The sequence below is a fragment of the Sphingomonas sp. genome (assembly GCF_039595165.1).
Lineage (GTDB): Bacteria > Pseudomonadota > Alphaproteobacteria > Sphingomonadales > Sphingomonadaceae > Sphingomonas.
This window is the reverse complement of sequence record NZ_JBCNMA010000027.1, coordinates 21983-37331: the sequence shown is the minus strand read 5'-3', so window position 1 is coordinate 37331 and position 15349 is coordinate 21983. Positions and strand designations below refer to the sequence as shown.

The following is a 15349-nucleotide window of genomic DNA, read 5'->3' as shown; positions in this document are numbered from 1 at the left end:
CGAAAAGCCCGGTCGCCGAGTCCTGTCGAAGGGCGGCCTTGGGTCTGCCTGGCAGGCGGAGACGTGTATCCATGGCAAATGTCGCAGTGATCGGCGCCCAATGGGGCGATGAAGGCAAGGGCAAGATCGTCGACTGGCTCGCCAGCCGCGCCGATCTGGTGGTCCGCTTCCAGGGCGGGCACAATGCTGGCCACACGCTGGTGGTGGGCGAGAAGGTCTACAAGCTCTCGCTCCTCCCCTCGGGCCTGGTGCGCGGCACGCTGTCGGCGATCGGCAACGGCGTGGTGTTCGATCCCTGGCATTTCCGCGACGAGGTCGCGCGCCTGCGCGAGCAGGGCGTCGAGATCACCCCCGAGACGCTCCAGGTCGCCGAGACCGCGCCGCTGATCCTGCCCTTCCACCGCGATCTCGACGCGCTGCGCGAGGATGCGTCGGGCGCTGGCAAGATCGGCACCACGCGCCGCGGCATCGGTCCGGCCTATGAGGACAAGGTGGGCCGCCGCGCGATCCGCGTGTGCGATCTCGCGCACCTCGACGATCTCGACGCGCAGCTCGACCGGCTCTGCGCGCACCATGACGCGCTGCGCGCCGGCTTCGGCGAGCCGCCGATCGACCGCGCCGCGCTGCTCGACGAGCTGCGCGAGATCGCGCCCGCGGTGTTGCCCTATGCCGCGCCGGTGTGGCTGACGCTCAAGGACGCCAAGCAGGCCGGCAAGCGCATCCTGTTCGAAGGCGCGCAGGGGGTGCTACTCGACGTCGATCACGGCACCTATCCGTTCGTCACCTCGTCCAACACGGTCAGCGGCTCGGCGGCATCGGGCTCGGGCCTGGGGCCGGGATCGGTCGGCTTCGTGCTGGGGATCGTCAAGGCGTACACGACGCGCGTCGGCTCGGGGCCCTTCCCGAGCGAGCAGGACAATGAGATCGGCGAGTTGCTCGGCACGCGCGGGCGCGAGTTCGGCGTGGTCACCGGGCGCAAGCGGCGCTGTGGCTGGTTCGACGCGGTGCTGGTGCGCCAGTCGGTCGCGGTGAGCGGCGTCACCGGCATCGCGCTGACCAAGCTCGACATCCTCGACGGGATGGAGAACCTCCGCATTTGCACCGGCTACAAGGTCGGCGACCGCCACTATGACTATCTGCCGCCAAGCCCGCAGGATCAGGCGCGCGCCGAAGCGGTCTACGAGGAATTCGAAGGCTGGAGCGAGTCGACCGCGGGCGCGCGCAGCTGGGCGCAGCTGCCCGCGCAGGCGATCAAATATATCCGCCGGATCGAGGAGCTGATCGGCTGCCCGGTGGCTTTGGTCTCGACCAGCCCCGAGCGCGAGGACACGATTCTCGTCCGCGACCCGTTCGCGGACTGATTCCAAATCGCCGTCCCGGGCGCAGCCGGACCGCTGCGCCCGAAACGACGAAAAGCATCAATAGGCGGTGGAGTTCGGCTCAGGCGCCGTCTCGGTGCCGTTGCTGGTCGGATCGGTGCTCGGCTCGACATCGGTGGTGTTCGACGTCGTCTCGGGCGCAGTCGTGTCCGCCGGCGGCACGCCCTGGTTGTTCATCTCGTTCTGCAGCGGCGGCTCGGTCTGTCCCGGCGCGATATGCGCGATCGCGGCGGTCGAACCGCAAAGAAGAAGAAGGCTAAGCAGCGTCTTATGGCGCATGGGATACTCCTGGTTACGTGGCACAGGAGTAACGCCGCGGCGCGCAGAGGGTCCCGAAACCGTTCCTCGCCTCATCGTTCCGATGGGCCGTTCCATCCCCGGAACGCATGGAACGCGGGACGAGGCGATTGAACTAGATCAAGAAAATCAGCCGATCTGAGCGCGGTGGAGCAATTTCTGGTCGGCCAGGACCAGTGCCATCATCGCTTCGACCACCGGCACTCCGCGGATGCCGACGCACGGGTCATGGCGGCCCTTGGTGCGAATCTCGGTGGCCTCGCCATCTCGTGTGATCGTCTCGACCGGGGTCAGGATCGAGCTGGTCGGCTTGAAGGCGACGCGCACGCGCACCGGCTGGCCAGTCGCGATGCCGCCGGCGATGCCGCCGGCATGATTGGCGAGGAACACCGGGCCGTCATTGCCCGGCCGCATCGGATCGGCGTTCGCCTCGCCGGTCAGCGCCGCCGCGGCGAACCCGTCGCCGATCTCGACGCCCTTGACCGCATTGATCGACATCATCGCCGCGGCGAGCTCGCTGTCGAGCTTGGCGTAGAGCGGCGCGCCCCAGCCCGCCGGAACGCCGGTCGCCTCGCACGCGACCACCGCGCCGAGCGAGGAGCCCGCCTTGCGCGCGTCGTCGACCAGCGCCTCCCAGCGCACCGCGGCCTCGGCATCGGGGCAGAAGAAGGGGTTGTTGCCGATCTCGGCCGCATCGAACCTGGCATAGTCGATCGCGTCGCCGCCGATCGCCTCGACCCAGGCGAGGATCGCGACTTCGGGAATCACCTGGCGCGCGACCGCGCCCGCCGCGACGCGCATCGCGGTCTCGCGCGCCGAGGAACGCCCACCGCCGCGATAGTCGCGAAAGCCATATTTGGCGTCATAGGCATAGTCGGCGTGGCCGGGACGATAGGCCGCGGCGACTTCGGAATAGTCCTTCGAGCGCTGGTCGACATTCTCGATCATCAGGCTGATCGGCGTGCCGGTCGTCTTCCCCTCGAACACGCCCGAGAGGATGCGGACCTGGTCCGGTTCCTGCCGCTGTGTAGTGAAGCGCGACTGGCCGGGACGGCGCTTGTCGAGGAAGGGCTGGATATCGGCTTCGGCGAGCCTCAGCCCCGGGGGGCAGCCGTCCACCACCGCGCCGATCGCGGGGCCATGGCTCTCCCCCCAGGTGGTGAAGCGGAACACGCGGCCGAAGGTGTTGAAGCTCATCGCCAGCTTCCTCGCCGATGTCGCGCGGTTTTGGAAGCAAGAAGCATCAACGGTCGGGCAAAGTCCGCCTCCGGCCGGCCGGCTCAGCCATCCTGCCCCAGCGCCGCAAACGCCCCGGCGTGCGCCGCCTCGCCGCGCACGCCGCATGGCACCTTCCCGCCCTGCAGCGCCAGTGCCATCAGATACGCGCCGGCATAGGGTGAGGCGAAACCGCGCGCGAGATCGGCAGCATAGCCGAAGCGGCCATAATAGGCCGGATCGCCCAGCACGAAGCTCAGCACATAGCCCGCATCGGCGAGATGCCGGTGCCCCGCGGCGATCAGCGCCTCGCCCACACCTTGCCGGCGATACGCCGCCTCGACCGCGACCGGCGCCAGCGCGACGGCGGCGAGCGGCTGGTCGTTGACCCGAACGTCCATCCGGCTGAACGCGACCATACCGGCGAGCGCGCCGCTGTCCTCGTCGTCCGCCACCAGCGTCAACACCATGTCGCCGTCGATGCACAATCGCTGGACCAACAGCGCCTCGTCCGGGGCGGGGAAGCTGCGCCGCAGCAGCGCATCGATCGCCGCGACGTCGCCGCCGGTCGCCGGACGGATGGCAATCGTCATCGGATCAACGCCCGATCAGACAAGCGCGATGTCGGGCGCGTCCTCGGCCTTCATGCCGATGACATGGTAGCCGGCGTCGACGTGGTGGGTCTCGCCGGTGGTGCCGCTCGACAGGTCGGACAGGAAATAGAGGCCCGCGCCGCCGACATCCTCGATCGTCACGTTGCGCTTCAAGGGCGAGTTGAGTTCGTTCCACTTGAGGATCAGGCGGAAGTCGCCGATACCCGATGCCGCCAGCGTCTTGATCGGCCCGGCGCTGATCGCGTTGACGCGGATATTCTGCCTGCCGAGATCGACCGCGAGATACTGCACGCTGGTCTCCAGCGCGGCCTTGGCCACGCCCATCACGTTATAGTGCGGGATCACCTTCTCCGCGCCGTAATAGGACAGCGTCAGCAGCGAGCCGCCGTCGGGCATCATCGCCTGCGCGCGCTTCGCCACCGCGACGAACGAATAGACGCTGATGTTCATCGTCATCAGGAAGTTGTCGAGGCTGGTGTCGACATAACCGCCACGCAGCTCGTTCTTGTCCGAGAAGCCGATCGCATGGACGACGAAGTCGATCGTCGGCCAGCGCGCGGCGAGTGTCTCGAACGCGGTGTCGAGCGCCGCCATGTCGCTGACGTCGCAGTCGATCAGGAAATCGCTGCCGAGCTCCTCGGCGAGCGGACGCACGCGCTTCTCCAGCGCCTCGCCCTGATAGCTGAACGCGAGCTCGGCGCCATGCTCGTGCAGCTTCTTCGCAATCCCCCAGGCGAGCGAGCGGTCGTTGGCGAGGCCCATGATCAGCCCGCGCTTGCCCTGCATCAATCCGGTCACGTGTTACCCTCCGGTCTTTTCTTGCCGTCCCTCTAGACCGTTCTCCGGCGTTTCCGCCAGCGCCGCATTCAGTTCCGCGCCGATAACCACCCCGAACCCGATCAGGAAGAAGAAGATAAGCGCGACCATCACCCCCGCAAGGCTGCCATAGGTGAGGCCATAGCCGCCGAACGCGCCGATCACGTGCGGCAGCGCGGCGGTGCACGCCATCCACCAGATGGTGACGAACAGTGGCCCGGGCCATTTCGGGCATTTCGACACGCGATAACGCTGCGGCGTCAGCGTGTAGAACAGGATGTAGAGCGCGCCGTAGAGCGCGATCGCCGGTGCGACCTTGGTCACCGACACGATCCGCGCGGCGTCCGAAGCGAAGGGGATGACGCGCCAGATGAACTGCTCGGCGCCGATCAGCAGCACTTGGAAGCTGAACGCCATCATCGCGAGAACCACCGATCCGATCACCATGCCGATCGCCCCGAGCTTGAGCCGCCAGAACGGCGTGCCCGACTGGACGCCATAGGCCTGGCGCAGGATCGCGCGCACGGTCTCGATGAAGCCGGAGGTGGTCCACAGCCCGACGAGCGCGCCGAGCCACAGCAGCGAGCCCGAGCGCGCCTCGAGGACTTCGAGAATCGCAGGGCGGAGCAACGCGCCGACTTCGGGCGGCACGGTCTGCAGGAACGCGGCGACCGCCTGGAGTCCGTCCCCGGTGCGGCCGACCAGCCGCGCGATCGCGGTGGCGACGATGAAGAAGGGAAAGAGCGTGACGAGGCTCAGATAGGCGAGGTTGCCGGCATGGGTGAAGCCGTCGGTATAGGCGCCGACCAAGACACGCTTCGCCACCTCGATCACGCGCTCGCTGATCCCGAGGTCCGACAGCCGCTTGTGAAAGCCGCGGCGGCGCGCCTCGGGCGATTCAGGCGAGATCGGCTCGGTCACGCGGACTCAGACGCCCAGCCGGGCGCGCGGGTTCCCCCCATTTTCCCAGCCACTTACGAACTCGGCGAGCTTGGCGTCGTCGGCCGGGATCTCGATCATCAGCGTCACCAGCAGGTCGCCGCGCGCGGTCTTGCCGTGAAAGCCGCGGCCCTTGAGACGAAGCGTCTTGCCCGAACTCGACCCGGCGGGGACCTTGAGGCTCACCGCGCCCTCGGGCGTCGGTACGCGCACCGCGGCGCCTTCGACCGCTTCCTTGAGCGTCACCGGCAGGTCGAGCCGGATATGGTCGCCGTCGCGAGTGTAGAAGCGATGCGGCTCGATCTCGATCGTGACGATCGCGTCGCCATTGCCGCCCGGCCCCGGATCTCCCTTGCCCGAGAGCCGCATCTGTGTGCCCGTCTCGACGCCCTTGGGCAGCTTCAGGTCGATCGTGCCGCCCTCGCGCAGCTGGATGCGCTGCGGCTTGAGCGCGGCGGCATCCTCGAACGGCACGCGCAGGCGATAGGCGACATTGGCGCCCTTGGCCGGCGGCGGGCGCCGTCCGAAGCCGCTCGAGAAGCCGCCGCCCTGCTGGCCGCCCATACCTGCGCGGCCGCCGAACAGCCCTTCGAGAATGTCCTCGAAGCCCGAATCCCCGCCGCCGCCGAAGTCGAACTGTGCGCCGCCCGGACGGAAGCCGCCTTGCGCACGGCCACCGCCAAAGCCCGCGCCGAAGGGCGAGGACGGATTGCCTTCGGCATCGATCTCGCCGCGGTCGAAGCGCGCGCGCTTGTCCTTGTCCATCAGCAGGTCATAGGCCTGAGTCACCGTGCTGAAGCGCTCGGCCGCCTTGGGATTGTCCTTGTTGCGGTCGGGATGCAGCTCCTTGGCGAGCTTGCGATACGCCTTCTTGACCTCGTCCTCGCTGGCCCCGCGCGAGACTCCCAAGGTTGCGTAAGGATCGGCCACTCAAATTCCCCGTTTCATCTTCGTAGGCGTATTAGCCTGCTACATCGGCCCCTGATGCCGCTGTTGCAAGAGAAGCCGCCTCATCGAGCGGCTCGACATCCACTGAAACCCGCATGTTCTGCGCGCCATAGCCGAGGATGATGCCGTCGATCGGGGCGATGTCGGCATAATCGCGCCCGACCGCGACGATGACGTGGTCGTTCGCCATCCAGATGCCGTTGGTCGGATCGAACCCGACCCAGCCGCGCTCGTGGCCACACCATAGCAGCACCCAGGCATGGGTCGCGTCGGCGCCGACCAGCCGCGGCTTTCCCGGCGGCGGCAGCGTTCGAAGGTAACCCGAAGCATAGGCGGCGGGGAGCCCCGCGGCACGCAGGCCCGAGATCATGATCTGCGCGAAATCCTGGCACACCCCGCCGCGCTTCAGGAACGCCTCGTGCGGCGGCGTGTCGACCAGGGTCGCAGCCGGATCGAACACGAACTCCCGCTGGATGCGCTGGGCGAGGGCGATTCCCGCTTCCAGCGCCCCGCGGTCCGGATCGAGGTCTTCGGCGCACCAGGCGGCGATCTCGGCATCGAGCGGGATCAGCGGCGATGGGAAGAGATAGGCGGCGGGGCTGGCCGGCCCCGCATCGCGGCTGTCGCGGGCGAGCGCGGCGATCTGCGCCAGCGTCGGATCGCCTGCCGCCGGCTCGGGCACGGGTCGATCGACCGTGATGCGGCAGCGGCTTTCGATCGTCAGGCTGTTCGCCGCCTGCTCGACCACCAGTCGTACGACATTGGCGAGCCCCGCCTCGGCACGCGCCGGCGCGGTGCGCCCGCCGGGCTCGACGGTGAGGTCGTAATCGTGGAGCTGCTGGCCCGACCAGTGGATCGGCTTCAGGCGCAGGTTGCAGCGCGCGAACCCGACGGGCTCGGCATAGTCGAAACGCGTCACGTGCCGGATCGAGTAAAGCATCAGGCGAGGACAAGCCCGGCAGCGCGCAACGGTTCCGAGCCCTGCAGGAAATAGCGCCGCGCGATCGCGTCGGATAGCGAAGCGAGGCGATTGCCGATCTCGGCGAGCTTGCCCTCGTCGAGCGCTGCTGCCTGGGTGATCGCGACGATCGCGGTGAGTTCGGCTGCCTGCGCCTGCTGCGGCTCGGCGAGGCCGTCGTCGGACAGCACCGGAAGCTTGGCGAGATGGTCGCAGATCGCCGCGACCTGATAGGCGATGCCGCGCGGATTGCCGGGATCGAGCGCGACCAGATCGAGCACCGGCACGCGCGCGATGCCGGTGAGGTAGCGCTGGCGATAGCTGATCTGGCTGTCGGCGAGATCGAGCAGAGTCGAGAGGTCATCGCTGGTGGCCCTGGCATGGCCGAAGGCGCGGATCGCGCGGATCGCGCCCATCGCGCGCTCGATCCGCCGCCCGAGATCGTGGAAACGCCACGCATCGGTACGCCCGAGATGCTCGGCGCCAAGCCCGGCCAGCGCATAATAGCGCCGCTGCAGCGATCCCGCGCGGTCGAGCGCGCCGCCCTTGGTCGGGAATGGCGCGTCGAGCAGCCTGATCATGTCGGCCGACAGCCGGTCGCGGCTCACCGCGCCGATGCCCCGCGCCTGGCGGTTGATCGCGCGCACGCTGTACCAACCGTCGGTCGCTTCCATCGCCATGCGCGAGAAGTGGTTGAGATCGGCGCGACGGAAGCTCGCCGGCGCCGGCGCCGCTCCCTTCTCCACCACCAGATCGACCAGTTGGCGTACCGTCTCGACCGAAAGCGCGGCGCCGGTGTCGGCGCTGATCGAATGACCGAGTAGCGAACGGAGTAGCCCGAGCAGCGCCTCGCCGCGCTCGAGATAGCGGCCGAGCCAGAAGAGATTGTCGGCGACGCGGCTGGGCAGCGTGCCCGGGTTGCGGCGAAGCTGGGTGGTGTCGTCCGAGGGCAGCAGCGTCACCGGGGTCACCGCATCGGGACCATGGACGACGACATCGGCCGACCAGCTGCCCTCGCCCATCACCGCGGCGCGTTCGTCGGGATGCTCGCCGATCTGCGCGAAGCCGCCCGGCAGCACGTGCCAGCTGCCGTCGGGCTGGCGCGCCGCGAAGGCGCGCAGCGTGAAGGGCCGCGCGGCGAGCCCGCCTTCGCCGATCACCGGCATGGTCGAGAGCCGCACCACCTCGCGTCCGACATAATCCTGCGGCCGCCGCTCGAAATCGGCGAGCAGGGCGGCGCGTTGCGCCTCGGGCATGTCGGAGCCGAGCACCGCGGCGCCATCCGCCAGCACGTTGGTCGCCACGCCGAACGCCGGGGCGATCAGCATATTGTCGAGATCGCCCGCGACTTCTTCCCGCTCGCGCGCCTGCCCGCACCACCAGGTCGCGATATTGGCGAGCTTGAGCTGCTCCCCGCTCAGCCGCGTGCACAGGCGCGGCAGGAAGGCGGCGAAGGCGGGCGCCTCGAGCATCCCGGCGCCCGGCGAGTTGGTCACCACCACCTCGTTCGCCGCCATCGCGTCCACCAGCCCGGGCACGCCGATCCCCGAATGCGAATCAAAGGCGAGCGGATCGATCATCCGCGGATCGACGCGGTGCCACAGCGCATCGACGCGCTTCAAACCCGCGATGGTGCGCAGATAGACGCGGTCGTCGAGCACCGCGAGGTCGCCGCCCTCGACCAGCGGGAAGCCGAGATAGCGCGCGAGATGCGCCTGCTCGGCATAGCTCGGGTTGAAACGGCCGGGCGTGAGCAGTCCGACGCGGGGTTCGGCACGGACACAGCGCGCCGCGAGCCCCTCGCGGAAGGCGGCGAAGAAGGGCGCGTGCCGCTCGATGTTGAGCCGGGTCTGCAGGCCACCGAGCAGCCGCGACATGGCGAGGCGGTTCTCGAGCGCATAGCCCGCCCCGACGGGCGCACGGAGCTGGTCGGACAAGACACGCCATTCGCCCGACGGCCCGCGGCAGAGATCGACCGCGACGAAGTTCAGATGATAGCCGCCCGGCGGCGCGAGTCCCGCCATCGGCCGCAGGAAATAGGGGCTGCCAGTGACCAAAGCGGCGGGGAGGTAGCCACCCGACACCAGCTTCTGCTCGCCATAGCAATCGGCCAGCACCGCCTCGAGCAGGTCGGCGCGCTGCGCGACACCGGTGGCGATCCCGTCCCATTCGCGTTTCGCGATCAGCAGCGGGACGGGCGAGAGCGGCCAGCGGCGCTCCTCGACCTCGCCGGCGATGCGGAAGCCGGTGCCGATGTCCTCGGCATGGCGCTGCGCCCGCTCGCGCGCGTTGACGAGATCGTCGCCCGAGCGCCCGGCCAGCTCCTCGAACAGCGCGTTCCACGCCGGATCGTCGAGCCCGGCGGCGTAGAGGACGTCGGTCGCGGGTGTGGCGGCGCGATAGGCGGCGACCCAGCGCGCGGCGATGGTGGCCGCATCGAACAGGGATGTCGCCGCTGCGCTCGCCAAGTTCCACCGCCCCTTTCCGCCGCGCGTTTTGGCCGCAATGATATGGCGGCGCAACAAAGATCAGATGTCGGGCAGCACCTGATCGGCTTGCCCCCAGCCCTTGAGCGAACGCCCATTGGCACGCTCGATCAGCTCGGCCGCATCCTTCACGCTAAAGCGCTGCGGGGTTTCGATGTCGCGCAGCTCAGTCCAGCTGATCGGCGCGGAGACCGGGGCACCGGGCCGGGCGCGGGCGACATAGGGCAGCACCGCCGTCGCGCCGCGTTGGTTGCGCAGATAGTCGAGGAAGATCTTGCCCTTGCGATTGGCTTTCTTGAGGTTGGCGGTGAAGCGATCGGGCTCGGCCTCGGCCAGCGCGCGCGCGAACCGCTCGGCGAAGGAGCGGACCGCCGGCCATTCGGCTTCGGGCCGCAGCGGCACGACGACATGGAGCCCCTTGCCGCCCGACAGCATCGGCCAGGTGGTAAGGCCGATATCGGCGAGATGGCGCTTCAGATCGTCCGCCGCGCGTTTCACATTCTCGAAATCGAGTCCCTCGTCGGGATCGAGGTCGAACACGATGCGGTCGGGCTTCTCGATATCGGCGACCAGGCTGCCCCAGCCGTGGAATTCGATCGTGCCCATCTGCACGCAGGTCAGCAGCCCCTCGGCATCGTCGACATAGAGATAGGGTTCGACCGACCCGTCCTTTTCGCGCACGTCGACATGGTGGACATGCTCGCCGAAGCTGCCCGCATCGTGTTTCTGGAAGAAGCAATGCTTGGCGCGCCCCTGCGGGCAGCGCACCAGGCTGATCGGACGATTCGCGAGCCACGGCAGCAGCACCGGCGCGACGACCGCGTAGAAATCGGCGAGATCGCCCTTGGTGATCTTCGCGTCGGGGAAGATCACGCGGTCGCGGTTGCTGATCTTCACATCGATTTCGGGTGCTTTCGGCACGGCTGCCACCTCCTCGGCCTCGACCTGGTCCGCCGGCTTGTCCTCGCGCAGGCCGAGGAAGCTCGCATGGCGCACGACATTGTCGGCGGTGAATTCGGCGAAGGCGACTTCGGCGACGAGCTTGGGCGTCACCCATTGCGCGCCGCGCGCGGCCTCGCGCGGGACGTCGACCGGAGCCGACTTGCGCGCGATGCGGTCGAGCCTCTCGCGCAGCGCATGGCTGGTCTCGGTGTTGAAGCCCGTCCCCACCTTGCCGGCGTAGCGCAGCTTGCCGTCTTCATGGACCCCAAGCAGCAGCGCGCGGAAGCCGCGGCCCTTGGCGCTGCTCGGTGTCCAGCCGACGATCACGAATTCCTGCCGCCTTGTGCATTTGGTCTTGAGCCAGGCCTTGGTGCGGCGGCCGCGATAGGGCGAGTCGGCGCGCTTCGAGACGACGCCCTCATGCCCCGCCTTGCACATCGCGTCGTAGAGCTGCTCGCCCGCGCCGATGACGTGCTCGGAGAAGAGGATGCGCTCATCCCCGCCCGCGATCAGCGCGCGCAGCCGTTCCTTGCGCTGAACCTGCGGCAGCTTGCCGATGTCCTCGCCATCGAGTTCGAGCAGGTCGAAGGCGAAATAGGTGAGCCCCTCGCCGCCGCTCGAGATCGCTTCCTGCAACGTCGAGAAGTCGGTCTTGTCGTCCCTGAACGCGGCCACCTCACCGTCGATCAGCGCCGAGCCGGCGGGGATCGAGCGGGCGGCCTCGGCGATACCCGGGAACTTGGCGGTCCAGTCGAGCCCGGTGCGCGTGTAGAGCTTGGGCCCACCCTTGCCGATCGCGATCAGCGTGCGGTAGCCGTCATATTTCATCTCGTGCAGCCAGCCATTGCCGGCGGGCACGCTGTCCACCAGCGTGGCGAGCTGAGGCGGCTGGAAACTCGGCAATGCGCCGGCACGCGCCGAAGCGTTGCGCGGTGCCTTGCGCGGCCGCGCCTTGGCTTTCTTGCCCTCGGCGATCTCCTGCATCGTGCGGCCGGTCTTGACGCTGGTGAGGCCGGTCTCGACCAGCGCGTCGGTCGCGCCGGCCTGGTCATCGTCGATCTTGCGCAACAGCCAATTCTCGTGGCGCTCCTTGCCGCGCGGGCGCAGGCGGATCAGCAGCCATTCGCCATTCATCCGCTCGCCGCGCAGCATGAAGTGGAGATGTCCCTTCTCCAGGTCCTTGGCGCTCTTGCCTTCGACCGGCGCCCATTCGCCCTCGTCCCACAGCATCACCGTGCCGCCGCCATATTCGCCCTTGGGGATCGTCCCCTCGAAGCTGGCATAGGACATCGGGTGATCCTCGGTGCGCACCGCGAGGCGCTTCTCGCCGGGATCGAGGCTGGGTCCGCGCGTCACCGCCCAGCTCTTGAGCACGCCGTCGAGCTCGAGCCGAAAGTCCCAGTGCAGCCGCGTCGCGTCGTGCTTCTGGACGATGAACTTGCGCCCCTTGCCCGGCGCGATGCGGCCTTCGGGCTCGGCGGTCTTCGAGAAATCCCGCATCGAATTGTACTTGGCGAGCGGGTCGGCCGTCTTACGCTGGTTCGGCATGATCTATCCTCCCCCGCCAGGGGGAGGTGGCGCCGAAGGCGACGGAGGGGAAGGACTCCCAACCATCGTCCTGGCATCCGCCCCCTCCGTCACGCTACGCGTGCCACCTCCCCCTGGCGGGGGAGGATCGAAAGCTGGATCTCGATTTGCCCTAACCTCCGCCATCGGCTTGCTCCTCGTCCTCGCCGAACGTCTTGCGTTCGACCCAGTGGAACGCCGAGACCAGGATCACCGATGCGGCGGCGCCGATGATCGCCAGCGGATAGAGACCGGCACCGAACGCGATCCCGATCGATGCCGCGAGCCAGATATGCGCGGCGGTGGTGAGGTTCTTGAACTCGCCGCGGGAGAAGACGATCAGCGCGCCGCCGATGACCCCGGCCATCGCCGCGGTTCCCTCGATCACGCGCAGCGGATCGGCCTGCGACTCGGTGCCGCCGAGCTGGTAGTAGAGAATCAGCGCGGTCAGCGTGATCAGCGCCGCGGAAAAGCACATGATCGCATGCGTGCGCAGCCCTGCGCCGTGCCCGCGCGCCTCGCGATCGATGCCGAGCAGCAGCCCGGCGAGCATCGCCCCGCCGAGCCGGAACCACGGGTCCCACCCGACCGCGGCGAAGGTGAGGGGCGGATTGAGCTCCATCGCTCAGGCCCGTTTGCGCGCGGCTGTCTTCTTCGCGGGTGCCTTGCGCGTGGACGTCCGGGCGGCTGGCTTCTTCGCCGCGCTCGACCGCGAGCCGGACGCGCCGGGCTTCTCCAGGCTCTTCTTGAGCGCCGCCATCAGGTCGACGACGTTGGAGCCGCGCTTGCCGTCGCCCTCGTCCTTGTCCTCGATGATCAGGCGGTTCGACTTCTGCTTGCGCTTGCGGTCGATCAGCTTCTCGAGCGCCTCGACATAGCGGTTGTGGAATTCCTTGGGGTCGAACTTCGCCGCCTTCTTCTCGATCAGAGATTCGGCGAGGCCGAGCAGCTCGGCGTCGGGCTCGATGTCGGGAATGTCCCGGAAATAGCCCTGCGCCTTGTTGACCTCGTCGGCATAGCGCAGCGTCTCGAGCACCATGCCGCGCCCGCACGGCTTCAGGCTCACCACATATTCACGCCCGCGCATCGCGAGCTGGCCGAGGCCGACCTTGCGCGTGCGCTTCAACGCCTCGCGCAGCACCACGAACGCCTCCTCGGCGAGATCGTCGGCAGGAACCACAAAATAAGGCTTCTCGTAATAGAGCACGTCGATCTCGTCGGCCTCGACGAACTGGGTGAGCTCGAGCGTCTTCTTGGACTCGAGCTTGACCGCCTCGATCTCCTCTTGGTCGAGCAGGACATATTCGCCCTTTTCATATTCGAAGCCCTTCATGATCTCGTCGGTGTCGACCGGTCCGATGCCGGGCACGACCTTCTCGTACTTGATCCGCTTGCCCGAAGGCTCGTGGACCTGGTGGAAGGCGATCTGCGCGCCCGATTTGGTCGCCGAATAGATCTCGACCGGGATCGAGACGAGCGCGAGGCGGATCTGCCCCTGCCAATAGGCGCGCGCGGCCATGGGAAACTCCTCGTCGTTGCGTGGCCGATTCAAAGCGCGAGCGCGGGAGTCGTTCCGCACTTGGGAGGATGACGGCGCGCGCGGCGCTGCTACAAACCTGCGATGACTCCGCAATTCGCTCCGCTCGACTGGCTGGTGGTCGGGCTCTACGTCGCCGTGCTGCTGGTCGGCGGCTGGCTGTTCTCGCGCTTCAAGGCGGACGACACGCGCGACTATTTCCTCGCCGGGCGCAGCGTGCCGGCGTGGCTGGCGGCGGTATCGGTGCTCTCCGCCACGCAATCCGCCGCGACCTTCCTCGGCGCGCCCGACCAGGGCTATCGCGGCGATTACAGCTATCTCGGCGCGGTGGTGGCAGCGATCCTGGCGGCGGTGTTCGTCGCCTATGTCCTCATCCCGCGCTTCTATGCGATGCGCGCGACCACGGTGTACGAGCTGCTCGAGGCGCGGTTCGACGCGCGGGCCAAGCAATGGGCGGGCGGCATGTTCCTGGTCGGCCGCGTGCTGGCGGGCGGCGCGCGCGTCTATCTCGCGGCGATCGCGATCGCGATGGTGGCGTTCGGGAGCATCGACGCGCGGGCGATCATCCTCTCCGCCGCCGCGGTGATGCTGGTGAGCTTCCTGTTCACCTTCCACGGCGGATTGAAGTCGGTGATCTGGAACGACCTGCTCCAGTTCGTGATCTATGCCGGCTCGGCGGTCGCGGTGCTCATCTTCCTGCGGCTATCGATCCCGGCGAGCAATGCCGAGCTGATCGCGGCACTGTCGAGCACGCCCGAGGGGGTCAATAAGCTGCGGCTGTTCGATTTCTCCGCCGATCTAGCCAAGCCGTTCACCGTGCTGGCGATCTTCACCGGGCTGTTCCTGCTCAACACCGCCAATGCCGGGCTCGACCAGGATACGACGCAGCGCCTGCTCGCCAGCCCCGACGCGAAGACCGGCGCGCGCGGCCTGATCCTGTCGCAACTCGCCAGCATTCCGCTGATCGCGATGTTCGTGACGATCGGGCTGCTGCTCTATATCTTCTACAACCGCCCCGACCTGATCGGCGCCGAGAACCAAGCCGCAACGAGCTTCGCGGGCGAGAAGATCACCGTGTTCGTCCATTACATCCTCACGCAAGTCCCGCCGGGGCTACGCGGGCTGGTGACGATCGGCGTGACGGCGGCGGCGGTCGCCACGACCAACTCGGCGCTCAACGCCATGTCGTCGGTGATGATCAGCGACTTCTACAAGCCGTGGCGCGAGCGGCGCGGCGCGGCCGAGGCCAAGCATTATGTCCGCGCCGGCCGCTGGGGCATGGCCATCGTCGCGCTCGCGATGTTCGGAACCGCGGTGCTGAGCTTTTACTGGCAGCGCCACACCGACATGCCGTTGCTCGAATTCGCGCTGCAGGTGATGGTGTTCGCCTATGCCGGCTTGCTCGGCGTCTATTTCGTCGCGCTGTTCACGCGGCGCGGCACCAGCATTTCGGTGATCGCGGGCCTGGCCGCGGGGTTCGTGACGGTGCTGCTGCTCCAGCCCTTCGTTCTCGGCCCTGCGGGGCTCGCCTTCCCCTATCAGCTGTGCATCGGCACCGCAGCCGCCGCGCTCGTCGCCGCGCTCCCGCGCGGAAAGGGCGTGGCGGTCGCCCGCGCCATCGCCTAGGATCGCGCGCGAACCAGATCCGGAGT

13 protein-coding genes are annotated in these 15349 nt (G+C 68.1%); 2 read left to right on the top strand and 11 right to left on the bottom strand.

The genetic code is table 11. From position 1 onward, the window contains the following. Nucleotides 1–71: 71 nt before the first annotated feature. Nucleotides 72–1361, top strand: a complete 1290-nt coding sequence (locus ABDV68_RS07315) for an adenylosuccinate synthase (RefSeq protein ID WP_343519117.1) — start codon at nt 72–74, stop codon at nt 1359–1361. A 57-nt stretch (nt 1362–1418) separates the two neighbouring features. On the opposite strand, the gene ABDV68_RS07310 is transcribed toward ABDV68_RS07315, so the two are convergent. The 11 genes from ABDV68_RS07310 to ABDV68_RS07260 form a co-directional block, all read right to left on the bottom strand. After that, nucleotides 1419–1658 carry a hypothetical protein gene (locus ABDV68_RS07310; protein ID WP_343519116.1) on the bottom strand — a complete coding sequence of 80 codons (240 nt, stop codon included), beginning with the start codon at nt 1656–1658 and terminating at the stop codon, nt 1419–1421. Between the two features lie 147 nt (nt 1659–1805). Continuing rightward, the gene (gene aroC, locus ABDV68_RS07305; protein ID WP_343519114.1) at nt 1806–2873 is read right to left on the bottom strand and encodes a chorismate synthase; all 1068 of its coding nucleotides are present in this window, start codon (nt 2871–2873) and stop codon (nt 1806–1808) included. Between the two features lie 83 nt (nt 2874–2956). Continuing rightward, a complete protein-coding gene (locus ABDV68_RS07300; RefSeq protein ID WP_343519112.1) occupies nt 2957–3484 on the bottom strand; it encodes an N-acetyltransferase in 528 nt (175 codons plus the stop codon). Between the two features lie 15 nt (nt 3485–3499). Further along, nucleotides 3500–4303: an enoyl-ACP reductase FabI gene (gene fabI, locus ABDV68_RS07295; RefSeq protein ID WP_343519111.1), complete on the bottom strand. Its 804-nt coding sequence runs from the start codon at nt 4301–4303 to the stop codon at nt 3500–3502. 3 nt (nt 4304–4306) lie between these two features. Beyond that, nucleotides 4307–5242: a YihY/virulence factor BrkB family protein gene (locus tag ABDV68_RS07290; protein WP_343519109.1), complete on the bottom strand. Its 936-nt coding sequence runs from the start codon at nt 5240–5242 to the stop codon at nt 4307–4309. A gap of 6 nt (nt 5243–5248) precedes the next feature. Beyond that, the gene (locus ABDV68_RS07285) at nt 5249–6190 is read right to left on the bottom strand and encodes a DnaJ C-terminal domain-containing protein (protein WP_343519107.1); all 942 of its coding nucleotides are present in this window, start codon (nt 6188–6190) and stop codon (nt 5249–5251) included. 31 nt (nt 6191–6221) lie between these two features. Next, nucleotides 6222–7148, bottom strand: a complete 927-nt coding sequence (locus ABDV68_RS07280) for a transglutaminase family protein (RefSeq protein WP_343519105.1) — start codon at nt 7146–7148, stop codon at nt 6222–6224. After that, nucleotides 7148–9634: a circularly permuted type 2 ATP-grasp protein gene (locus ABDV68_RS07275; RefSeq protein ID WP_343519103.1), complete on the bottom strand. Its 2487-nt coding sequence runs from the start codon at nt 9632–9634 to the stop codon at nt 7148–7150. The genes ABDV68_RS07280 and ABDV68_RS07275 overlap by 1 nt, the downstream gene beginning before the upstream one ends. 60 nt (nt 9635–9694) lie before the next feature. Further along, nucleotides 9695–12142: a DNA ligase D gene (gene ligD, locus ABDV68_RS07270; protein ID WP_343519101.1), complete on the bottom strand. Its 2448-nt coding sequence runs from the start codon at nt 12140–12142 to the stop codon at nt 9695–9697. A 151-nt stretch (nt 12143–12293) separates the two neighbouring features. After that, on the bottom strand, nt 12294–12782 hold the full coding sequence (locus ABDV68_RS07265) for an MgtC/SapB family protein (protein ID WP_343519099.1): 489 nt from the start codon (nt 12780–12782) through the stop codon (nt 12294–12296). A gap of 3 nt (nt 12783–12785) precedes the next feature. Further along, nucleotides 12786–13679, bottom strand: a complete 894-nt coding sequence (locus ABDV68_RS07260; protein WP_343519098.1) for a Ku protein — start codon at nt 13677–13679, stop codon at nt 12786–12788. A gap of 102 nt (nt 13680–13781) precedes the next feature. Between ABDV68_RS07260 and ABDV68_RS07255 the strand changes: the two genes are divergently transcribed. Further along, the gene (locus ABDV68_RS07255; protein WP_343519097.1) at nt 13782–15323 is read left to right on the top strand and encodes a sodium:solute symporter; all 1542 of its coding nucleotides are present in this window, start codon (nt 13782–13784) and stop codon (nt 15321–15323) included. Nucleotides 15324–15349 lie beyond the last annotated feature (26 nt).